Source organism: Rhizobium sp. 01T444 (assembly GCF_056398305.1).
Map to the genome: position 1 here is coordinate 1 of NZ_JBFTPD010000049.1, position 22,386 is coordinate 22,386.

Annotated in this window: 15 protein-coding genes; 5 read left to right on the forward strand and 10 right to left on the reverse strand. The window is 59.9% G+C overall.

What is annotated here, in order from left to right; translation table 11 throughout:
* Window positions 1-275 precede the first annotated feature (275 nt).
* From AC1DTN_RS35025 to AC1DTN_RS35035, 3 genes are all read right to left on the reverse strand, one after another.
* Window positions 276-2,066, reverse strand: coding sequence for a glycoside hydrolase family 15 protein (locus tag AC1DTN_RS35025; protein ID WP_477924702.1), 1,791 nt, complete (start codon window positions 2,064-2,066; stop codon window positions 276-278).
* A gap of 66 nt (window positions 2,067-2,132) precedes the next feature.
* The gene (locus tag AC1DTN_RS35030; protein WP_477924703.1) at window positions 2,133-3,974 is read right to left on the reverse strand and encodes a TPR end-of-group domain-containing protein; all 1,842 of its coding nucleotides are present in this window, start codon (window positions 3,972-3,974) and stop codon (window positions 2,133-2,135) included.
* A 168-nt stretch (window positions 3,975-4,142) separates the two neighbouring features.
* A complete protein-coding gene (locus AC1DTN_RS35035; RefSeq protein WP_113323600.1) occupies window positions 4,143-4,343 on the reverse strand; it encodes a hypothetical protein in 201 nt (66 codons plus the stop codon).
* Window positions 4,344-5,123: 780 nt separating this feature from the next.
* On the opposite strand from AC1DTN_RS35035, the gene AC1DTN_RS35040 reads away from it, so the two are divergent.
* Entirely contained in the window at window positions 5,124-6,161 is a 1,038-nt protein-coding gene (locus AC1DTN_RS35040; RefSeq protein ID WP_477924705.1) for an MBL fold metallo-hydrolase, read from the forward strand.
* A gap of 14 nt (window positions 6,162-6,175) precedes the next feature.
* Here AC1DTN_RS35040 and AC1DTN_RS35045 read toward each other — a convergent pair whose 3' ends face one another.
* A complete protein-coding gene (locus AC1DTN_RS35045; RefSeq protein ID WP_477924707.1) occupies window positions 6,176-10,600 on the reverse strand; it encodes an NACHT domain-containing protein in 4,425 nt (1,474 codons plus the stop codon).
* 243 nt (window positions 10,601-10,843) lie between these two features.
* On the opposite strand from AC1DTN_RS35045, the gene AC1DTN_RS35050 reads away from it, so the two are divergent.
* The 3 genes from AC1DTN_RS35050 to AC1DTN_RS35060 all read left to right on the forward strand — a co-directional run bounded on the left by AC1DTN_RS35050 (window position 10,844) and on the right by AC1DTN_RS35060 (window position 13,200).
* Window positions 10,844-11,743 (forward strand): helix-turn-helix domain-containing protein, encoded by a 900-nt coding sequence (locus AC1DTN_RS35050; protein WP_477924709.1) that lies wholly within the window; start codon window positions 10,844-10,846, stop codon window positions 11,741-11,743.
* Window positions 11,744-11,925: 182 nt separating this feature from the next.
* On the forward strand, window positions 11,926-12,672 hold the full coding sequence (locus tag AC1DTN_RS35055) for an SDR family oxidoreductase (protein WP_477924710.1): 747 nt from the start codon (window positions 11,926-11,928) through the stop codon (window positions 12,670-12,672).
* Between the two features lie 150 nt (window positions 12,673-12,822).
* Window positions 12,823-13,200 carry a hypothetical protein gene (locus AC1DTN_RS35060; RefSeq protein WP_439015309.1) on the forward strand — a complete coding sequence of 126 codons (378 nt, stop codon included), beginning with the start codon at window positions 12,823-12,825 and terminating at the stop codon, window positions 13,198-13,200.
* Between the two features lie 48 nt (window positions 13,201-13,248).
* On the opposite strand, the gene AC1DTN_RS35065 is transcribed toward AC1DTN_RS35060, so the two are convergent.
* The 6 genes from AC1DTN_RS35065 to AC1DTN_RS35090 all read right to left on the reverse strand — a co-directional run bounded on the left by AC1DTN_RS35065 (window position 13,249) and on the right by AC1DTN_RS35090 (window position 21,388).
* Window positions 13,249-14,046: a class I SAM-dependent methyltransferase gene (locus tag AC1DTN_RS35065; RefSeq protein WP_477924712.1), complete on the reverse strand. Its 798-nt coding sequence runs from the start codon at window positions 14,044-14,046 to the stop codon at window positions 13,249-13,251.
* Between the two features lie 378 nt (window positions 14,047-14,424).
* Window positions 14,425-17,583 (reverse strand): multidrug efflux RND transporter permease subunit, encoded by a 3,159-nt coding sequence (locus tag AC1DTN_RS35070; protein ID WP_477924713.1) that lies wholly within the window; start codon window positions 17,581-17,583, stop codon window positions 14,425-14,427.
* Window positions 17,584-17,587: 4 nt separating this feature from the next.
* Window positions 17,588-18,781, reverse strand: a complete 1,194-nt coding sequence (locus AC1DTN_RS35075) for an efflux RND transporter periplasmic adaptor subunit (protein ID WP_442205672.1) — start codon at window positions 18,779-18,781, stop codon at window positions 17,588-17,590.
* Window positions 18,782-18,917: 136 nt separating this feature from the next.
* Complete coding sequence (locus AC1DTN_RS35080) at window positions 18,918-19,487, reverse strand: TetR/AcrR family transcriptional regulator (RefSeq protein ID WP_439015304.1); 570 nt, start codon at window positions 19,485-19,487, stop codon at window positions 18,918-18,920.
* Window positions 19,488-19,628: 141 nt separating this feature from the next.
* Window positions 19,629-20,396 carry an adenylate/guanylate cyclase domain-containing protein gene (locus AC1DTN_RS35085; RefSeq protein ID WP_477924714.1) on the reverse strand — a complete coding sequence of 256 codons (768 nt, stop codon included), beginning with the start codon at window positions 20,394-20,396 and terminating at the stop codon, window positions 19,629-19,631.
* A 74-nt stretch (window positions 20,397-20,470) separates the two neighbouring features.
* Window positions 20,471-21,388 carry a LysR family transcriptional regulator gene (locus tag AC1DTN_RS35090; protein ID WP_477924716.1) on the reverse strand — a complete coding sequence of 306 codons (918 nt, stop codon included), beginning with the start codon at window positions 21,386-21,388 and terminating at the stop codon, window positions 20,471-20,473.
* A 111-nt stretch (window positions 21,389-21,499) separates the two neighbouring features.
* On the opposite strand from AC1DTN_RS35090, the gene AC1DTN_RS35095 reads away from it, so the two are divergent.
* Window positions 21,500-22,375: an NmrA/HSCARG family protein gene (locus tag AC1DTN_RS35095; RefSeq protein ID WP_477924718.1), complete on the forward strand. Its 876-nt coding sequence runs from the start codon at window positions 21,500-21,502 to the stop codon at window positions 22,373-22,375.
* Window positions 22,376-22,386: the final 11 nt, after the last annotated feature.

The window sequence follows — 22,386 nt, forward strand, 5'->3', positions numbered from 1 at the left end:
GCCTCATCCTGTGCTACGAGGTCCGCGGCAACGGCCTCAATCAACTGTTCAGGTTGGGATTTTGAAGCGGGCGGAGGACCAAGAGCCAGCAAACGGTCTCTCACGACCAGGATTCCGACGGCCTTCCGCCCGCAACCCTTCTACCACAGTTCCAACACACAGGATTCCTGTGACAAGCACAGGAATGAGGGAGAGGAGGAACCGCCGACGCCCAACTCACCCATTACGCTAGCCGTCCTTCCGCAGCTCTTCCACCAACCAGGCCCGCACACCCATCACGCCGACCGCTGATCCGCCGGCCCCTCCGCGCGCGCCAGGTTCAGCGCACTATTGATCAACCCGATATGGCTGAACGCCTGCGGAAAATTCCCCAGCATGCGCTTCGCACCCGGGTCATATTCTTCCGCCAGCAGCCCGACATCGTTGCAGATATCAAGCAGCCGTTCGAACAGGCGCAGCGCATCGTCCCGGCGGCCGATCATGTTGAGGGCGTCGACGAGCCAGAAGCTGCAGGCGAGGAAGGCGCCTTCGCCTGGCGGCAGGCCGTCATCCACTTCCTGTGTCTCGTAGCGCAGCAGCAGGCCATCGCGCAGCAGTTTGCGCTCCACCGCCTCGACGGTCGCGATATAGCGCGGATCGTCAGGCGCAATGAAACCGACCATGCCGAGATGCAGCAGGCTGGCATCCATCGCCCTGGAGCCGTATGCCTGGGTAAAGCAGCCGAGCTCGGCATTGAACGCCTTTTCGCAGACCTCGGCATGGATGCGATCGGCGAGCGCGCGCCAGCGGGCGGCGCGTTCGGGCTCGCCGTCGGCCTCGGCAATCTGGACGGCGCGGTCGAAGGCCACCCAGGCCATGACCTTGGAATAGGTGAAATGCTGGCGCTGGCCGCGCACCTCCCATATGCCCTCATCGGGCTCGACCCAGACCTTTTTCAGAAAGGGCAGAATGGCCTTCGCCAGTTCGCGCTCGCGCGGATGCGACGGCAGGCCGCCCTTGCGGGCCTGCAGCATGGCATCCGCCACCTCGCCATAGACATCGAGCTGCACCTGTTCGGCGGCGGCATTGCCGATGCGCACGGGTGCGGAGCCTTCGTAGCCCTGCAGCCAGGGCACCTGCCATTCCAGCAGGTTGCGCTCGCCGGCGACGCCATACATGATCTGCATCTGTGCCGGCGCGCCAGCGACAGCCCGCAGCAGCCAGCGGCGCCAGGCCTGGGCCTCTTCGTAATAGCCGAGCTTCATCAGGGCGAGCAGGGTCAGCGTCGCGTCGCGCAGCCAGCAATAGCGGTAGTCCCAGTTGCGCGGGCCGCCGATCTTTTCGGGCAGGGAGGTCGTGGCGGCCGCGACGATGCCGCCTGTCGGCATGTAGGTCAGCGCCTTCAGCGTGATGAGGGAGCGCTTCACCTGATCCGTCCACTTGCCCACCTTGGGGCATTTGGCAGCAAAGGATAACCAGAATTCCTCCGTGTCCGGCAGTGCATATTCCACCTGCCGCTGGGCCGGCGGCGGCAGATGCGAGGGGGACCAGGTGAGCGTGAAGATCTGCTGCTCGCCAGCCGCAACCTGGAAGGAGCCGACCGTGCTCATGCCGCGGCCTTCGAGCGGCACGGCGCAGTTCAGCGTCAGTCTATCAGGGCCGGCAATGGCGGTGATGCCGCCATCCTCGCCATGCGTGACCCAGGGAACGGTTCGCCCGTAATCGAAGCGAAGATTGAGCTCCATATCGAAGGCGACGGTGCCGCTTTTGCCCTCGACGATGCGCATCAGATCGCTCGCTCCATCGCGCAGCGGCATGAAGTCAGTGAGAAGGGCGGTGCCGGTCTCGGTCTGAAACTCTGTTTCGAGAATGAGCGTATCTTCGCGGTAGCGGCGCGAGACGCGGTATTTTCCGCCCGCGGGCGAGAGCGACCAGAAGCCATTATCCTTAGTGCCGAGCAGGGCGGCGAAGCAGGCGGGAGAATCGAAGCGCGGAAAGCACAACCAGTCGATCGAGCCGTTTCTGGACACAAGTGCCGCGGTCTCGCAATCTCCGATAAGGGCGTAATCCTCGATAGGTGCCGTCACCATAGCCTCCTGCGCATATCAGCCGGGCTTTAGGTAGCGCTCGTATGCAGAGGTCAACTGCGTTGATCAGCCGCTCGCCATCACGGCCTCAACCAGCTGCTTGTAACGCGGGTGATCGCGGATCGGGTCGAGGTCCGGGTCGCTGCTCCACCAATAGCGATGCGCGGAGGCACGCGGGATGACCTTTTCCAGCATATCGAGCGCCGCTTCATGGTCTCCCATGTTCAGATAGGCGCAGGCGATGTTGTACATGGCGTTGAGATCATCGGGGTTGATGGCGAGCGTGCGCGCCGCCCATTCCCTGGCGCGCTCGCGCTCGCCGAGATAGGCCAGCACCAGTGCTCCCAGCTGGGCCGGGCTCGAATTCTCCGGATGCAGGCTGAGCTCGCGTTCGGCCCGTTCCAGGCCCAGCCGACCGGCCCGCTTCATGTCGGCGTCGCGGCCAAGCTTGAGATAGACGCAGGCCAGCAGGGCGGCGGAACGATAGTCGTCGAACCGCAGCTGGGTGGCCCGTTCGAACAGGAGGGCGGCCCTTTCGAAATCGCCATTTTCGAAGAAGAAGCGCGCGAAGAAATAGTTTGCCTCATGCAGATCGGGATCGAGCTTCAGGGCGAGCTCGAATTCGGCGGCGGCCTGTTCGCGCTGTCCGCCATATTGGAGGGCGAGGCCGCGCGAGGCGTGTGCGTCGGCGAGATCGGGATCGAGTTCCAGCGCCCTGGCGCTCGTCGCGAGAATGCCTGCTATCGAGATATCGGCATATTGCCAGGAGCGGAGAACGGAATCGCAGAGCGCGATGCCGGCATAGGCGCGCGCATATTCTGGATCGATCTCGGCTGCCTTCGCGAACATGCGCCGCGCCAAAAGCATGTAGGATCTTGAGCACATGTGCAGGAATTGCCGGCCCCGGAGGTAATAGGTGTAAGCCTCGACATCTTCCGTCGGCGCGGTGTTGATTGCCGCTTTCTCGCCCGGTAGCAGCCTGACCTTCAGCTGTTCGATAATAGCGTGGGCGATCTCGTCCTGTATGGCGAAGATATCGGTCAGTTCGCGGTCGTAGCGCTCCGCCCAGAGATGGCTGCCATCCCTGCCGTCGACGAGCTGCCCGGTGATGCGGACGCGGGCGCCGGCCTTGCGCACGCTGCCTTCGAGCAGGAAGGCGACGCCGAGTTCGTGGGCCACCTGCTCGATCTTCACGGCCCGGCCCTTATAGGTGAAGCTCGTATTGCGGGCGACGACATGCAGGTCGGAGATTTTCGCGAGGTCGGTGATGATGTCTTCGGTGATGCCGTCGGAGAAATATTCCTGCTCCGGGTCGCCGCTCATGTTGCTGAAGGGCAGGACGGCAATCGATATTTTCTTCAGCGCTCGCGGCTCGGTGCGGGAAGACATGCCCTGATCGAAATTCACGCGGTAGCAGGCGATTGGTTCGGCGATATTCTTGACCCGCTGCTCGCCCATCGGCTCGAAGGCAAAGGCGAGCTTGCCGGAAACCTCCTTCGAAACCTTGCCCGACACGCAGATGCCGCCGGGCTCCGCAAGGGCCTGCAGACGGGCGGCGATATTCACGCCCTCGCCATAACGATCCCCGCCCTCGACGATCACTTCGCCGAGATTGATGCCAATCCGAATTTCCAGCGGGGTGTTTTCGGAAGCGCCGGCATTGCGCCTGATCATGCCGCGCTGCAGGGCGGCGGCGCACTCCACCGCATCGACGACGCTGCCGAATTCGGCCAGCAATCCATCGCCCATCAGCTTGAAGATGCGGCCGTTGTGTTTGCGGATTTCCGGCTCCAGCAGCTCCTTGTGATCCGCCCTCAGCCGCTGGAACGTGCCGGCCTCATCCTGCTCCATCAGCGCCGAATAACCGGCGACATCGGCGGCGAGAATAGCGGCGAGCTTGCGTTCCATGCCGGTCCCCTCGATGAGCATGCTCTCGAGCGGGAGTGTAGCATAGGCGCAAAAGGCAGTCTGCCCGCTGCAGATATCGTGGACAGGCCCTGACATGACGAAGGCGCCGCCGGCAGCTAGAGGTGGCGCCGCACGGCGCACACCCTCCGCAATGTGCCGTCTCCTGACTTACAGCAACAGGCGCTCCAGACTCCCCTGGTCCTTCACCCCATGCTGATAGAAATGCAGGATCTGGATGGCCAGTTCCTCGCGCTCGTCATTGCTGGCGATATGCCTTGCCATGCAGATATGCTCAAAGACGCGCTGGCAAAGAGCGACATCTTCTTCCTGCATCGGCGTCTGGCTCGCCGACATTTTATCTCTGATCATCGACATTCCCTCAAACGTCCCCCGGGAACGTTCTAGGGCGCAGATTGTGTTCTTCAATAAAAAGGAGATCACGTCATCGTGCAGCCCCCGGTCCGTCCTGGGGATTTCTTCAATGCCTGTTCACGATGTTACGCACGTAATAGCAACATATCGGCGCTTGCGGTATGGAAGGAGAAGGGAGGCCCGATTTAGAGCTGTGGGCAACCCTTCTCCACTGGGTTTGCAGCATCCAGCGTGGAGCATTGTAGGCTGGAATAATGGAACCGCAATTTCACTTTTTAAATCTCGGGGAAATTATTTCAGCTATTGCTTAATAAATGCCCGGCGGTACTTTCCGCCGGGCATTTACGCAATCTTTGCACAGTAAAAACGGCGATTTGTGTGACTTTTTGACTGCTCAAACCGCAACGCCCGTCTGCGATTCGTTTACCTGACCCGGACACCGAGGCGAATATCCGTTTCCCACGATGCGGCAAAGCCGCTCTATTCACGGGACCGGAAGGAGGCCGAAGCCTATATCCGCATCGTGCCGCAGCCGATCTGACCTGAGAGGCAGGGCTGACCTGAAAGGCAGCGACCTGACCTGAGATGCAGGGGCTTACGTAAGGGAAAGGCTACATCGCCTTACGGCAGCTAGTAATATTAGGCGAGGGGCGGGCCATGCGGTTCGTCCCTGTCGCTCCTTCCGCTTTTTCCGGCGCAATATTATGATCTGCTGATAGGTCCGATGCAGTTCGCAGCCCAGGTCCGGGACGACCAAGCCAGCAACGGAGTGGACAGATGATTTTCCGACAGCTTTTCGACAGTGTTTCCGGCACCTACACCTATCTCATCGCCTCCAGGCGCGGCGGCGAGGCGCTGATCATCGATCCCGTCCTGGAAAAGGTTGATCGCTACATGCAGCTCGTGCGCGAGCTGGACCTGAAGCTGGTCAAGGCGGTGGATACCCACCTGCATGCCGACCACATAACCGGGCTCGGCGCGCTGCGCGACCAGACCCATTGCATCACCGTGATGGGCGAGCAGACCAAGGCGGATGTCGTGGCCATGCGCGTCTCCGAAGGCGACCGCGTCGGCATCGAGGGCCTCAGCCTCGACGTGCTCTATACGCCCGGCCATACGGACGATTCCTATTCCTACCTGATGGGCGACCGCATCTTCACCGGCGACACGCTGCTCATCCGCGGCACGGGCCGCACCGATTTCCAGAACGGCGATCCCCGCGCCCAATATGACTCGATCTTCAACAAGCTCTTGCGCCTGCCGGAGGAAACGCTGCTCTTCCCCGCCCATGACTACAAGGGCGACACGGTCTCCACCATCGGCGAGGAAAAACGCTTCAACCCGCGCCTGCAGGTCAAGTCCGTCGAGGAATATGCCGAGCTGATGAACAACCTCCACCTGCCCAACCCCAAGATGATGGATGTCGCCGTCCCCGCCAACATCCACATCGGCCTCCACCAGGACGAAATCGCCCGCAAGGGCTGGGCGGTGAGTGCGCGGGAGGCGCTGGGGCTTCGCGGGCGCAGCGATGTTGTCATCGTCGACCTGCGCGAGAGGAGCGAGCGGGAGCGGCATGGGGTGATACCGGGCGCGCTGCATGCGCCCTATGCGGATCTGCAGGAGAACCTGTCAGCGGGCGGGATGCTGCATGAGCTGGCGGTGGCGACGGGGAAGAGGGTGGTGTTTTACTGTGCGTTTGGGGAAAGGTCGGCGATGGCGGTGCAGGCGGCGCAGGATGCCGGGGTGGGGAGCGCGTGTCATATTGAGGGTGGGATTGATGCTTGGAAGAAGGCTGGGGGTGCGGTGGGGGAGTGAGGAATACTGACCGATTATCCGGTGACAGCGATCTCCGGCCAAGGACGACCGCTTGAAATGTGAGGATGACGCGGCTCGGAATCAACGCCGCCGTAGCGATCTCGAAGATCCTCTATCGTTTCAAGGCACATTAATGCGAAGGAAGCGATATCTGCGTCGTTTGATATAAACAACTCGAACAAGCCTCTGCGAAGCGAGCTGGCGTCCACTGGGATCAGTTCGTAGTTGTTACCGTCAGGCGTAAGAGCATTGTGTCTATAGGCGTGTTCTCGCAATGTCATATCAGGTCGTTGATTGAGAACGTGTCTTCCGACGGGATCTTTCACTAAAGTCAGAAATGAATTTGTGCTAAATAATTCGGAAATAACATTCGCTAGAAACTGCTTTTGCATGGCGACCGTTGCTCTCTCGAATCTTTCAATCAAATCTTCTTCGCCGTCTGCTATTGCTTTTATCAGATTTGCCACTTCGCTAGGCAATCGATAGCCCCCGAAACTCATATCACTCGAAGTAGCTCCATATCTGCCCGAGGAGATATTTTCCAGCAATTCAAGAGAGTCTGGGTCCCACGTCGCAAGCAGCGAGCGATACCATTCGTACTCCTTGAGCAGACCGGGTTGCCATTCCAATAGTAACGACAGCATTTGATTGGCACCCGACCCGGGCATTTTTCCGATCGCTGCAAGGAGACCTCGTAGTTGCCAAGGTTCTACTGAGCGTAGTTGGTCTCTCGCCATGTCCAATGCTGGCAGAATTGCTACCGGATCGTTAGAGAAAGGGAATAGTTCGATCCATTTGAATACTTCCGAGTTGTCATTGCCTAATAGCCACGATTGGGTTTTGGCTTCTGCAAATAGCTGCTGTAAGCCGCTAAGCAATATGTTGGGGTCGATGGTGATGCCCCCAGTCACCATGCTAGTGGACAGGTATAATTTTGCCGGCGCGGGAATTTGTGCTGTGATCAAAGTTTGCAACAATGCATGCTTGTCACCGTGAGGCATGGTGGCCGCGATCGCGGCCAATCTAGAGGCCTTGATCAATCTTTGCGTGTCGGTATGGTCTGAGACCATATCGGCCACTACCGTAAATATAGCTTCTGCGACATCGGTAGACTCTGATTTATTTGCTGTTCTTCTCGCGAGGTTTAATTTTGCGAGATTGAAGTCTGGCCAAGAACGAAAGGGACTTTTATCCTCGTCCCGCCTGACTATTACCTTTTCCCGGACTAGCCTGAGCCCTATCGCTGCATCCTCGGAAAAGTCTGGATCACGTAAATGCTGTACGAACAGTTCTTTGACCTCGTCTGTACCAATAGCGACAAGGGCATCGCGGTAGGTCCAGGAATATGAGGTTGAGACATCGTATGGAATGCTACCCCTTGTTCTGTGTGCTCGCCATGCTTCTCTAGCCGCCCGTCGTTGCGACAAATCTTCGTCCAGCATCCTGGCAATCAATGAAACATAACGAGGATCCGGTAGTCGCTTCATTGCCGCCACGACCTCGGCTAAGTCATGACGAGTGGCGGTTGTCGAGGCAAGCAGCTTCTCAGCCCATTTACTCAGAACTGTAGCCACCTGCGCATGCTGACTAGCATCCAAGGATAGTTCACTTTGGTTGGGATCATCGCCGTGTCTGGATATTAGGTGAGCGAGTGCGCTTATAGTTTCCAGATGGGCCATTTCATCGAAGGTACAAATCGCACCGAAGAACGCCGGTGGTCTGGTCACTAAAATTAGATTTTCTTCTAATCGCCGTATCTTGTAGTTTTCCTCAGAGAGAGGCTCATTCAGTGTCTTTGTATAAGGCCAGTGAATCAAATAGTTGTCGATCATTGTCTTAATGGTGAGCGGCCCGACAACACGCGCAGCATTCAATTTTTGCTCGTGAGGGGATTGGTCACTCAGTACGGCTTCTGATATTGGCCCTTCGTCTTGAGTTGGAACGCGTGTTAGATACTCCTCAGGTCGCCAAGGCAACGACAAGCAGTCCTTCAGACGTAGTAGCATCGCTTCCGCGACAGCCGCGGGGGCTTTCTTTTGAGCGCGGCCAAGAGCCCAACCGGATTTGTTAGCATCGATATCAAATTTGGAATTCGCAATTATTTCGATTATTCGCTGATGCGGAATCGGTTCTCGCTCGATCAACGCCTCAAGTAAGGGTGCTAAGCTGCCCTCTTTTTCAAGAAGTGACTCCTGCAATGCCTGAAGGCGATCCGCTATCTCCCTATTTGAGATATATTCAGCATAACCCTGGGCGGCGACCCGCTTCCAAACCTCATCGTCGGAGGAGGATAGCAGTTCTCTTGCTTGCTTTTCTGCGAGGCGAAACATCAACGCGCCAAAAACCTCGCTTTTGACGTGGGCGCTGGCATCCCGCTTTGCAAGCTCTGCTGCCAAATTCAATGTATCCGCATCACCTTCATGGATAAGTCCAGACAAAAGTCTTTCCCGGATGTTCTCGTCTAGAGATGCAATGTCATTCTCTAGGTGGCTGCCGAGTACAGTTGCTCTAAAACGTCTGTCAGAATGGAGGACGGGCAATTGGATTTGAGAGTCGCTACTTGTTATCAGCGGCCAAATGACATCGGCGAACTCCGGTCGGGCGGTCGCTATCATGAAAGCTACGGCACGATCCACCTTGCCTCGCTGATGCCATTGTCTCGCAAACTTTTGGATTTCGTCTCCAACCTTGCCCCAAACAGCTGGCGGACAACGTACAAGGATTTCGGCGGAAAGCATTGGATCGAGTTGAAGGCAGACCACAATGATTGCCGCTATCGCGTCGACGCCTTGACTATCACGGCGGCCCAACCGTTCCGCGGCGAAGAGAACTGCCTCCTCCCAAGAGCGATTATCAAGTACCGTGACAAGGAACTCGTCAGTTAAAACAGGTTTCGCCCTACGAACTGCCAGCATCTGTTGCTCAACATGATGTGAGGCGTACCACTCTTGAAATTGCTGGTGCTGAAAGGAAAAGCCCGCTGACGCCGTGCGCTCTAAAATGTGCGTGTTGACCAAAGTCTCCAAAGCAATCTTTGGTTGTATCGCTGAGGCAAGCTGACCCTCTTCTATAAGGCGCTCTTGTATTTCTTTTACGACGCTAAAGGCTTTATCTTGGGAGATTGTGGTGTTGGCTGCAACCATAGCAGCGACCGCCAATCCTTCGAGAATTTTCGAATGCTGTCCGTGCAATTCCTGATCAAGGATCTCAGCTCGCTCCGGTACGTTTTCGTGTTTCTCAACGAATCTACGAAGGATCTCCTCTTTGGTTTTAGGCAACCCATTGGCGCCTGAAACATCAAGTAGAACACTTAAATACAGCGGAATGGCTGTAAGGTCGCGTAAACCGGCAGTACGCCACGCGTGATCTAGTACTTGCTCACCCGTATCTCCTTTGAGCGCTCTTGCCACAACCAGTTGCTGCTGCTGAGACAATGGACGAATTTGAACCTGAGGTCCGTTGACAGGAGCCTTGATCGTCTGTTGCCTCGTGCTCATACATATAAGTAGAAGCGGGTAATCGCGTCTGAGCCCCTTTAGCTGATTAAGTAGCCTCTTACGCCCGTCACTTTCCAGCTCGTTCCACCCATCGAGCAAAAGGGCAAGTTCTCCGTGATCAGCGAGGAACTTCAAATGCTCTGGCCGTGCACCTAAAAAGGCATTTCGGTTTACTGTCCAAGTGAGCAAATCACCGGCATCCGACGCCCACTCAGCCAGAGGTATCAGGATTGGGATGGGACCCTGGTCAACAAATCGGCGACCGAGCTGGACGAGCGTGGTGCTTTTACCAGTCCCTGGCGCCGCAACGATGGAGATTTCTCCTGCAGCCTGCAGCGCTGGACCTAGTCGATCGACATCAAGAACGCTGTGGTTTCTCGAGGAAAACTGTACTTCCATGCGTAGTTTGACTGCATGTACTGGCCACTCAGGAAGCCCCTCAAATGCATCGAGGTGTCTAGATGCCGATTCCCTCAAGCGTCGCTGAATATTTGGGAGGTCTTCTTCCGTCGGTAGGTTGAGAGACGCTGCAAGTCCGCGGAGTTCGTCAATCAGCTCCGGTCCGAGACTAATCGTTTTCGCGATGCCACCGGTGGCTAATTGTTCAAAGGCTCGAGCTTCCGCGTCCCTCTTCCAGCGGCGGAGCATCTCAACCGTAAAATGCTTCTCATCGTGATCAATCTGGTGCGCGTGGTCGCGGCATAGCCAAATTCCGTTTGAGAAGTCACGGCGCTCTTCCGCCGTGAGTAAAGCGTCATATCTGGCACCACCAGGTGAGGCGGCCGTTATATGGGCTGCTTCTCCAAGCTTGACGAAGCCGCCAGATCCTTTTTGGGGGCCGACTGTCAGCTTTGGGCAATCGGGGTTTGAACAAAGCCATCCTACCCTCTGGGCGAGCTGCAGTTTAGTTTGCGCTTTGAAGTCGTTGTCACCGCGACTCAATTCAGGACCCACTTGTTATGAATGTCTGAGGTATATTTCACTTCGAAGTTTGCCTTAGAAGTCAATCTCGAATGTCAGATTCATTGAGCTGCGGTGTAATATGCTACCATAAATTTCAGTACATCGATGTAGTGCCAGGCGTCTACGGTCCTGCTGTTGTCAGTCACTCGTTGCGCGGATTGACAGACGCGGTCGCCTGTGTGCTTCAACATCAATTCAGCGATAATGGCTCTAAAAACCGCCATGCCCCCAAAATCCACCCCCGAAGCACTGAGCCAGCTCATCCACGCCCGCCTTCTCGCCCGAAGCCACGGCCCGGCATGGAGCACCATCTCCGTCCACCTTCTCTCCCACCAGCCGCTTGAAACCAATCTCCTCGTACCCGCCGTCGCCGAGCCTCTGCTGGTCTGGATCGTCTCCGGTTCCGCTCGCATCGAGGAGCGGGATATCGGCGGCGAATGGATGTCGGTGGAGGTCTCCGCTGGCGATTTCTATCTGACGCAGAGCGAGACACCCTATGAGCTGAGGTGGGAGACGAGCGGCGGGGAGCCGCTTTGTGTCATGCATCTCTATCTCGGGCTGCCCATCTATCAGCGGGCGATTGCAGAGGTCTTCGGGGCCGAGGGCGGCGAGGGGTTTCGGCTGGCGGATATTTCGGGGGCGCGGGACGAGGCGATTTCGGGGCTGATGGGGATGATCTTGAAAGAGTTGACGGGATCGGCCGGACCGAGCGAAATGGTTGTGCAGGGCATTGCGCAGGCGCTCGCCGTCCATCTCGTTCGGCAGTATGGCAGGCGGGATAGCGCATTACCTGCCCGGCGCGGAGCGCTGCCGGCCTTCAAGCTGCAGCGGGTGGTGCGGATGATGGAGGCGGGGCTCGATCAGGCCTTCAATCTCGAAAGCCTCGCTGCCGAGGCCGAGCTCAGCGCCTTTCATTTTTCCCGCGTCTTCAAGCAATCGACCGGCTCGTCGCCATCGGATTATTTCATTCAGCTGAAGATGGCCGAGGCGCGCCGGCTGCTGCGCGAGACGGATGAGAGCATTATTCAGATCGCGCTCGATCTCGGCTATTCCAGCCCCAGCCATTTCGCGCAGGTGTTCCGGCGGGCGGTCGGTGTGAGCCCGCGCGATTACCGCGGGTAGCGCTTTTGTCCTGCGCATTTCCGGGCGCAAAACCGCTGCGCACTTTTGCTGAAATTGCTCTTGTTCGCAGCAAATCCCCGATAGTTGCAGCAAGCGGCCGCGCGAAAGCGGGCGCCCGATTTTCTAGTTTGTTCCCATCGCAACCGACTGTCGCAACGACGGCAACGAAAGGGAATGAAACAATGTCAATCCAGGGAAAAGTCGCTCTCATCACGGGTGCATCCAGCGGCATCGGCGCTGCCACGGCGCTGAAGCTTGCCGCCAATGGCGCCAAGGTCGGGCTTGCCGCACGCCGCGCCGACCGGCTGACGCAACTGGTCGCCGAGATCGAGAAAGCCGGCGGTCAGGCCATCGCACTGGAGATGGATGTCGTCGACAACGCCTCCGTCACTGCGGGTGTTTCAAAGCTCGTCGAGGCATTCGGCACGGTCGATATCCTCTTCAACAATGCCGGCCTCATGCCGCTTTCGGATATCGATGCGCTGAAGACGGATGAGTGGCACCGGATGGTGGACGTCAATATCAAGGGCGTGCTCAACACCACAGCTGCCGTGCTGCCRCACATGATCGGCCGGAAATCCGGCCATATCGTCAACACCTCGTCGATTGCCGGCCGCAAGGTCTTTGCGGGCCTGTCGGTCTATTGCGCGACGAAACATGCGATCACGGCGCTGTCTGACGGCATGCGCATCGAGCTTTCGAAGAAGCACAATATCCGGGTGACCTGCGTGCAGCCGGGTGCTGTCGAGACCGAGCTCTACGACCAGATCTCGGACCCGGCGGCGCGCCAGCAGATGGATGATCTGAAGACGCAAATGGAGTTTCTGAAGGCCGAGGATATTGCCGAGACGGTGCTGTTTGCGCTGCAGTCGCCTCGGCATATGGATATTGCCGAGGTGTTTGTGATGCCGACGCAGCAGGCTTGGTGAGGTTTGGGCGCATCCTGGATCTGTGCACGATGCCGGTGTCGCGGGTTCGCGGCATCGGCTGTGGATGTCCGTGTATCGCGGATATTATTCTCGTAATATTTGTAGGAAATATTGTACGCCTTTACTCTACCTTCTGGGAGATTGAACTGAATGAGGACGACTCTACTTCTCTGTGCCGCCGCGATAACACTGGCCGGCTGCCAGACTCCGGCACCACAATCTGTTTTGGATTCGCAGCGTCCTCCGCCCAACTCGGTTAAACGCGAGTATGTGGACGCCCTGCGCGGAACCATCAAACCGGGGATTTTCGAGAAGGCCGAGATTTCGAGCGTGGTACTGCTCGATCCTGAAAAGCAGATCTACGCTTATTGCACGCGGACGGCGGAACGTGCCTACCCGAACTGGTCTTATTTCGACCTTACGTTAAAACAGAACATGATCATGGGTGTCTCCAAGAATGACTACCGCTGCCGCGACAAGCGGCTACGTTACTATGATTTTCCTGAACTGCGGAACATGACATACTGACGGAGCCGGGTTCAGCCACCAATACGGGCAGGTGGCGCTAAGCTCTTCTTACGCGCTGCCTCGCACCGCCCAGGCCACGCTCTCGAACCCGCGCGGCCCATCCTCTGACCTGTCATCGAGATAGGCTGCCTTCAGCGCCTCCCGCAGCCGCTCGCGTCTTGCCTCCGGCAATGCCTCGAAGAAGGCCGAAAACCGTCCCTGTCCATAGACTTTCGGCAGGTAGAAATCGTCGAAATCGGCGTAGTTCATCGTGATCGTCAGCCTTGTCTCGGTGACATCGGCAAAGCCTGCCCTTTCAAACAGCGCCCGCAATTCACCCTCTGCCGTCATCGGCCGCGGGCCTGATGGAATGCCGTTGCCTTCGGCTTCGGGTTCGACGGCGCGGATCGTGTTCCAGAAGAGGCGCCAGCTCGGCATGCCGTCATGGGACCAGACGGCGGCGGCAGCGGTGGCGCCCGGCTTGAGGACGCGGCGCATTTCGGTGATGGCCTTGTCGGCGTCCGAGACGAAATGCAGGACGAGCAGGGAATAGACGGCGTCGAAGCTCTTGTCGTCATAGGGCAGGGCGCAGACGTCGCCCTGGTGGGCCGATATCCTTGAATCATCCGTCCGGGCGCTGAGGGCGTCGACGAAATTTTGCTCGAAATCGATGGCTTCGATGGTGGTCAGTTCGGGATGGGTTGCGAGTTCAAGCGTCAGGCTGCCGGTGCCGCAGCCGGCGTCGAGCACGCGACCATGCGAGGGCACGCCGGCGAAGGTGAGGAAAGGGTCTGCGAGCTTGCGGCTCCAGCGGCCCATGCTGGCTTCATAGGCCTCTGCGCCCTTGGCGATGAAGGTGGATGGCATGGGCTTTCCCGGCGGATGTGCTTTTGCCGGGCGGATATAGGGCGGCTGGATACGGTGTCTATTGCTTGGGCTGGTTCGTCCGGCCTTGGAGTGCTCGACACCCCCTCTGGCCTGCCGGCCATCTCCCCCACAGGTGGGGAGATTGGCTGGGAGCGCCGGCTTCCCCAAATAGTAAACGTTGCAAACTGCGCAATGTCAGCGAGGTGGGAAGGTCGCGCCGCTTGTCGATCTCCACCCTTGTGGGGGAGATGGCCGGCAGGCCAGAGGGGGGTGCCCCACGCCAGACCCTACAATTCTTCAGCTTCGCCCAAGCCCGAAAACAAAAAAACCTCCCGGGCCCTCAAGGGAGCCCGGGAGGCATGACGCACCGGTCTTAGGTCAGGAGTGGGTGGCCGGGGCGGTTGGTGGTGTCTCGGGTGCGGCTGGCGTTTGCTCCTCAGTGACCGGGCGCCTCGTGCGCATCAGCTTCAGCACGAAGACGAAGAAGGCCGGGACGAAGAAGATGGCGAGCACGGTGGCGGAGATCATGCCGCCCAGCACGCCGGTGCCGATGGCGTTCTGGCTGGCGGCGCTCGGGCCTGTCGCGATCGCCAGCGGCACGACGCCGAGGGTGAAGGCGAGCGAGGTCATGATGATCGGGCGGAAGCGGACGCGGGCGGCTTCTATCGCCGAATCCAGCAGCGACTTGCCTTCGGCGTAATAATCCTTGGCGAATTCGACGATCAGGATGGCGTTCTTGGCCGAGAGGCCGATGATGGCGATGAGGCCCACCTTGAAATAGATGTCGTTGGGCATATCGCGCAGCATCACCGCCGCGACCGAGCCGATGACGCCGAGCGGCACGACCAGCATGACCGCAAGCGGGATCGACCAGCTTTCGTATAGGCCTGCCAGAAGCAGGAAGACGAAAAGGATCGACAGGCTGAAGAGGATCGGCGCCTGGCTGCCGGAGGTGATTTCCTCCGCCGACTGGCCGGACCATTCAAAGCCGAAGCCCTCGGGAAGCTGCGAAGCGAGACGTTCCATTTCGGCGATCGCCGCACCCGAGGATTGGCCGGGGGCCGGCGCGCCGGAGATGCGCACGGTCGGATAGCCGTTATAGCCGACGATCTGCGGTGCGCCCTTCTGCCATTGGGCAATGGCGAAGGAGGAGAGCGGCACCATGCCGCCGCTCGCATTGCGCACGTTGATCTTCATCACGTCGTCGATCTGCAGGCGGGCGCGATCATCCGCCTGGACGATGACGCGCTGCATGCGGCCGGTATTCGGATAGTCGTTGATATAGGACGAGCCGAGATTGGCGGTGATCGCATTGTTGATGTCGGCGAAGGAGATGCCGAAGGTGTTGGCCTTTTCGCGGTCGATCACCATCAGCACCTGGGCTGCGTCAGGCATGCCTTCGACGCGCATGCCCGTCAGAACCGGGCTCTTTCCCGCCATCTGCATCAGCTGGCCTGCGGCCTCGGAGAGGGCCACCTGGCCCTTGCCGCCGCGGTCCTGCAGGCGGAAGGAGAAGCCGCCGGTGGCGCCGAAGCCTTCGATCGGCGGCGGCGAGAGCGCGAAGGTGGTGGCGTCCTTGAGCGCGAAGAGCTGGCCATTCACGCGGTTGGCGATTTCCTGCACGGTATTGCCGGGGCCGCGGTCCGCCCAGTCCTTCAGGGTGACGAAGGCCAGCGCCGCATTGGCGCCGTTGCCCGAGAAGGAGAAGCCCTGGATCGCCACGATATTTTCGACGGCGGATTCCGAGCGGAAGATCTTTTCCACCTGCTTGATGGATTCGATCGTGCGGTTGGCGCTCGCTTCCGGCGGGCCCTGGATATCGACGATCATGAAGCCCTGGTCTTCATCCGGCACGAAGGCGGTCGGCAGGTTGATGAAGAGGTAGCCGAGGCCGATGACGAGGGCGAGGTAGACGATCATCATGCGCCCGGCGCGGCGCGCCATGCCGGTGACGGTTTTCGAATAGCCTGACGTGATGCGCTCGAAATTGCGGTTGAACCAGCCGCCGATGCCGCGCTTGTGATGATGGCCCTGCTTGATGGGCTTCAGGAAGGTAGCGCAGAGCGCCGGTGTAAGCGACAACGCCAGGAAGGCCGAAAACAGGATCGAGACGACCATGGTCAGCGAGAACTGGCGGTAGATGATACCTGTTGATCCCGGGAAGAAGGCCATGGGAATGAAGACGCAGGAGAGGACCAGCGTGATGCCGAGGATGGCGCCGGTGATCTGGCTCATCGCCTTCTGCGCTGCCGCCTTGGGCGAGAGCCCTTCCTCGGCCATGATGCGCTCGACATTTTCGACGACGACGATCGCGTCATCGACGAGAATGCCAATCGCCAAGACCATCGCGAACATGGTGAGCACGTTGATGGAAAAGCCGGTCGCATACATGACCGCGCAGGTTCCGAGCAGCGCCACCGGCACGACGAGTGTCGGGATGACCGTGTAGCGGAAATTCTGCAGGAAGATGAACATGACCACGAAGACGAGGGCGACGGCCTCGACCAGCGTGTGGATGACCTTTTCGATCGAGGCCGAGACGAAGGGGCTGGTATCGTAGGGAACGGAATATTCGATGCCTGAGGGGAAGAAGCGCGAAAGCTCCTTCATCTTCTCGTTGACGGCGTTGGAGACGGCAACGGCATTACCGGTCGACGACAGCTGGATGGCGATTGCCGCGCTCGGCTGGCCGTTCAGGCGGCTGGTAAAGTTATAGGATTCAGCACCCTGCTCGACGCGGGCGACATCCTTCAGCCGCACGGTGGAGCCATCGGGATTGGCGCGCAGGATGATCTCGCCGAATTGCTGCGGCGTCTGTAATTGCCCCTGCATGAGCACTGTTGCCGTCAGGTCCTGGGTGACCGGGTTCGGCGCGGCGCCGATCTGGCCGGCGGCCACCTGGGCATTCTGGGCGGTGATGGCGGCGTTGATGTCGTCGGTGGTGAGGTTCAGGCCGACCATCTTGTCCGGGTCGATCCAGACGCGCAGCGCGCGCTGGGCGGCAAAGAGCTGGGCGCGGCCGACACCATCGATGCGGCGCAGCTCGCCGATGATGTTGCGGGTGATGTAATCGCCGAGCGCCACTTCATCACGCGTGCCATCGGTCGAGGTGAGCGCGATGAACATCAGGAAGCCGGAGCTTGCCTCTTCGACGTTAATGCCCTGCGAGCGAACGGTGGCGGGCAGGCGGGCTTCGACGCGGCGGATAGCGTTCTGCACGTCGACGGAGGCCTGGTCGATATCGGTGCCGGCGCGGAAGGTGGCGTTGATGCTGACCGAGCCGGAATTGTCCGAGGTCGATTCAAAATACATCAGGCCTTCGACGCCGTTCAGCTCATCCTCGATCTGGCGCGTCACGCCCTGATAGATTTCCTGCGGGGAAGCGCCCGGATAGGAAGTGGAGATCGAAAGCTGCGGCGGGGCGACCTTCGGATATTGCGAGACCGGCAGGAAGGGGATCGCGATGATGCCGGCAATCGAAATGAACAGCGCGAAGACCCAGGCCAGGATCGGCCTGCGAATGAAGAATTGTGCCATGGGGTTACTCCGCCTTTGCCGGGGCGGGCGCCGAAGCATCCGCTGCCGCGTCCGGCTTCCAGGGTTCGGGCGCGACCGTGGCGCCGGGCTGCACTTTCTGGACGCCATCGGCGATGACGGTTTCGCCTGCCTTCAGGCCGGATTCCACGACCCACTCGGAGCCGAGAACCTGGCCGAGCGTGACAGGGCGAAGCTCCGCCTTGTTGCCTTCGGCGAGCACATAGACCTGCGCCTGGCCGGCTTCGTTTCGCGTGACCGCCCGCTGCGGCACCGTCAGTGCATTCTCGCGCACGGCCTGTTCGATGCGGACGCGCACATACATGCCGGGCAGGAGATCGCCGTTCTTGTTGGGGAATTCGGCGCGCAGCGTCACCTGTCCGGTATTGGGGTCGACATTGGCGCTGGCGAACAGCAGCCGGCCGGGCTCGGCATAGAGGCTGCCATCGTCGAAGACGAGTTCGACGCGGGCTTCGCCGGGTGCGGTGCTGGCGAGCTTGCCCTCGGCCACGGCCCGCTTGAGGTTCAGGAGATCCTGGGCCGACTGGGTGAAGTCGGCATAGACAGGGTCGACCTGCTGGATCAGCGCCAGATTGGAGGTGCCGTCGGCGGTCACGAGCGCGCCCTCGGTCACCAGCGCACCGCCGATGATGCCTGAAATCGGCGCGCGGACCTCGGTGTAATCGAGATTGATCTTGGCCTCATCGAGGCCGGCCTCGGCACTCGCCACATCGGCATCCGCCTGGGCGACAGCGACGGCTGCCGTATCGTAATCGATGCCGGTCGCGATATTGCGCTCCTTCAGGTTCTGCTGGCGCTCCAGCTGCAGGCGGGCATTCTGCTGTGTCGCCTTGGCGCGCTGCAATGTGGCTTCAGCAGAGGCAACCCGCACGCGGAAAAGGCGCGGATCGATGCGGTAGAGCACGTCGCCCTGCTTGACGAAGGTGCCCTGTTCGAAGACGCGCTCCTGCAGGATGCCGGAAACGCGGGCGCGCACTTCCGAAACACGGGTGGCGGCAATGCGGCCCGGCAGTTCGTTGACGACAGGCACGGCATGGCTCTTCATCTCGACCACGCCGACGGCCGCCGGCGGCATCTGCATTCCGCCCTCTTGAGCGAATGTGTGCCCTGCTGTCAGTACGAGAAGGGTCGTGGCTGCCATCAACGCTTTCAGGCGCGGCAGTCTGGTATTGCGCAACATCGAACGTATCCCTTTTTGGCCGCCCCGGCGGCTTGCTAGGTTATTACTTTGGTTTCTTCATTTTCACGCAATTCCGGACGGAAAACCGTTTCACACTTTTCCTGGAATTGCTTAAGTTATTGTGGTTTCGAGTTTTTCAAGTCTTCGTTTCAGGCGGCTCGAGGAAGGTCGTGTAGACCTTGCGGATATCCTCGAGCAGCTCCTGCCGTTCCGCACCGCTCCAGCGGTGGAAATCGAAGAGTTCGGTACAGTAAAAGCCGGTCAGCGCCAGATAGGCCATCAGGGCTGCCCGCGGCTTCGGCCCGGCGGCCATCGCCGCCAGATCGGTCACCACCCATTTGCGGATGATCTGCTGCAGATTTTCCTCGCTCGACATGGAGGCGCTGATCGCCATCGCCACGGCGCGGTCGGTATCATCAAGCGTCTTGTCGGCAGCCGCGATACGGCCGTAAAGCTCCGGGTGAGGGGTATCCGAACTCGCCTTCACGCATTCTTCCATATGGGCGATATCGGCGCCGACGCGGCGATCGACCAGCGCTTCCAGAAGGGCGCTCTTGGTCTTGTGGTCATAGACAACACGCGACTTGCTGACGCCGGCTTCCTTTGCGACCGCATCGATCGAAAGCCCCGTTGCACCGGCGCGCACGACGACGCGCTCGGCAGCGTCCAGAATATCGTCAGTGGTGATCTTGCGCGTTCGCGTCACGAATAGGGTTCCCGGTTTTCGCGGATAAAAATACGAACGTTCGGATTTAAATGCAAGCGCTTTTGTTTTTATGGAATGACAGGGCGGCGAAAGGGGCTGGAGCCACAGCGCTGAAAAGCCCGGGAAATATTGGGTTTCGGCTCAATCCACCCGCAATACCCGCGCCTCCACAGGCTGCTCTATGCCCTTCAGCGACAGTGACCGTGCTTCCGTGCCGCCCATCAGTTCGGGCGCTTGCAGCGTCGTCTCCAGCGMCACGAGGATTTCGCCCGGTGCAGCCTGTGATTCCAGCCTTGCAGCCTGGTTGACCACGCCGCCGATCGCCGTGAAATCGCTGCGGAAGCTGGAGAATTCGCCGATCTGCACATCGCCCGTGTGGATGCCGACGCCGATGCCGAGGGTGTAGCCGGTGTCGAGCTCGGCGAGCGCTTCCGTGCAGGAGCGCTGGATCTCCAGCGAGGCCCTGATGGCGGCTGCTGCATGGTCCTTGCGGGTGATCGGGAAGTTGAAGATCGCCATCAGCCCGTCGCCCATCTGCTTGTTGACGATGCCGTCATTTTCCCAGATCGCCTGTGCGGCGCGATCATGAAACAGGCTGACGATGCGGCTGAGGTCGATGGCGCCGATGCGCTGCGAAAGGCCGGTGTAACCTCTGATATCGGCAAAGAGGATGGTGGCGCCTGCAGTGATGTGGCGCTGCTTCTTCACATATTGGAAGGAGCGCTCGCAGATCGTGCAGATATCGGGGTTCATCTTGCTGCGCGTAATGCCAAACGCGCGGAAAGGCAGCGAAAGCGGGCCGCGGATCGGGATCGGCATATGCATCTGATCCCAGCAGCCGCGGCAGATGCTTGCGCTGCCGGATTTTGCCGGATGCCCTGATATGGCTGATATCGTCATGTGCCGCATTCCCCCAATCACAGAAAACGAGCTTCTGCCTATCGGGCGGCTTTGGCAACCATTCAGGCTGAAGCGCGCTGCCCCTATGCGCTATCTGGCAGGACGTTTCGCGCATCGGCCGCATGCAGCCGCTTTTCCGCGAGCGCGATGAAGGCGCGCACCAGCGGCGAGAGGTGCTTGCTGCTGGGATAGACGACATAGAGGCCGCCCGATGCGGTCGTGTAGTCGTCGAGCACGCGCTGCAGCCGCCCGTCTGCGATACAGGCGAAGGCGACGCCGTAAGGCAGCTGCGCGATGCCGTAGCCGGCAATGGCCGCCTCCATCACTGCCTGMATTTCATTGGCAGCGAAGCGTCCTGATACGGAGACCGTTTCCGGTCCAGCCAAGCCTTCCAGCACCCATTGCGCATGGGCGGCCGATGGCCCGGCGATGACGCAGTCATGGCTTGCGAGATCATCAGGTGTGGAGGGCCGGCCTGCGCGGGCGAGATAGGCGGGGCTGGCGCAGAGCAGGCGATAGGTAGGGCCGAGCTTTCGGGCAATCAGGGTGGAATCCTCCAGCGATCCGGTGCGGAAGGCGAGGTCTATGCCATTGTCGACGAGGTTCAGCCGCTCGTCGGTCAGCCGCAGCTCGACCTTGGCTTTCGGATAGGTCGCCATGAATTCGAAAGTCGCCTCCTGCAGGAAATGGCCGCTGAAGCCGACGGGAGCCGAAATACGGATCGTGCCCGAGGGCTCGGCCTGCGCTTCGGCGAGCCTGCTATTGGCGCCTTCAATCTTCCTCAGTGCCTCGCTTGCCTCGCCGTAATAGAGCCGCCCGGCCTCCGTCAGGCCTAGGCTGCGGGTCGTGCGCTGCAGGAGGCGCACGCCGAGGTCGCGCTCGAGGGCCGCAACCCGGCGGCTGACCGTCGTCTTGGGCATGCCGAGCAGCCGCGCGGCTGCGGTGAAGCTGCCGGTTTCGATGACGCGGGAGAAGATCACGATATCGTTGAGATCGATCATTGTTGCTCTCAATGGGACGATGTTTGGCATTTTTAGGCCATTATGAACCAATGCAGCAATCCTAAATCTGCTCCATCAGCAACTGCCATCGGCAAAAGAAGGAGCAGAGACATGAGCAACAGCAGAAGCATTCTCGTATCGGGCGCAACCGGCCAGCAGGGCGGCGCCGTCGCCCGCGCGCTCGCCGCACGCGGCCACCACGTCAAAGGTCTGACGCGCCGGCCCGACAGCGACAAGGCCCGGCAGCTTGCCGCATTGGGCGTCGAGGTTGTCGCCGGCGATCTCAATGACAAGGCCTCGGTCATCAAGGCGGCCAAGGGCGTCGATACGATGTATCTGATGGGCAACAGTTATGAGGCGGGCGTCGAGGCAGAAACCCGTCAGGGCATCGCGGCTGCCGATGCGGCCAAGGAGGCCGGTATCGGCCATCTCATCTACGGCTCGGTCGGCGATGCCGACAGGAAGACGGGTATTCCGCATTTCGACAGCAAGTATCTGGTCGAACAGCATATCGGCGGGCTCGGCATTCCCTATACGATCAGCGCGCCCGTCGCCTTCATGGAAAATACCGTGGCTCCCTGGGCGATCGGCGGCCTGAAACAGGGCGTCTATGCTGCGGCCCTGCCGCCGGCCCGCAAGCTGCAGCAGATCGCCATCGACGATATCGGCCATTTCGTCGCCGCCCTTGCCGAGCGGCGCGAGCAGGTCTTCGGAAAACGTTTCGATATTGCCGGCGACGAACTCTCGGGCGAGGAGCAGGCGAAGATTCTCACCGAGGCGCTCGGCCGGCCGATCCGTTTCCAGGAACTGCCGATTGCAGCCATGCGCCAGCAGAGCGAGGATGCGGCGCTGATGTTCGAATGGTTCGACCGCACGGGCTATTCCGCCGATATCGCGGCACTGAGCCGCGATTTCCCCGATGTCGCCTGGCACAGCTATGCCGACTGGGCGAAGGGTTTTGACTGGAGTGTTCTCGACAAGGCCTGATGAACGGCCGC

Excerpts from the sequence above, each read along its gene's own strand:
- AC1DTN_RS35065 (WP_477924712.1), bottom strand. The coding sequence starts at position 14,046 with ATGCCATCCACCTTCATCGCCAAGGGCGCAGAGGCCTATGAAGCCAGC.
- AC1DTN_RS35095 (WP_477924718.1), top strand. The coding sequence starts at position 21,500 with ATGAGCAACAGCAGAAGCATTCTCGTATCGGGCGCAACCGGCCAGCAG.
- AC1DTN_RS35070 (WP_477924713.1), bottom strand. The coding sequence starts at position 17,583 with ATGGCACAATTCTTCATTCGCAGGCCGATCCTGGCCTGGGTCTTCGCG.
- AC1DTN_RS35075 (WP_442205672.1), bottom strand. The coding sequence starts at position 18,781 with ATGTTGCGCAATACCAGACTGCCGCGCCTGAAAGCGTTGATGGCAGCC.
- AC1DTN_RS35035 (WP_113323600.1), bottom strand. The coding sequence starts at position 4,343 with ATGATCAGAGATAAAATGTCGGCGAGCCAGACGCCGATGCAGGAAGAA.
- AC1DTN_RS35040 (WP_477924705.1), top strand. The coding sequence starts at position 5,124 with ATGATTTTCCGACAGCTTTTCGACAGTGTTTCCGGCACCTACACCTAT.
- AC1DTN_RS35060 (WP_439015309.1), top strand. The coding sequence starts at position 12,823 with ATGAGGACGACTCTACTTCTCTGTGCCGCCGCGATAACACTGGCCGGC.
- AC1DTN_RS35030 (WP_477924703.1), bottom strand. The coding sequence starts at position 3,974 with ATGGAACGCAAGCTCGCCGCTATTCTCGCCGCCGATGTCGCCGGTTAT.
- AC1DTN_RS35050 (WP_477924709.1), top strand. The coding sequence starts at position 10,844 with ATGCCCCCAAAATCCACCCCCGAAGCACTGAGCCAGCTCATCCACGCC.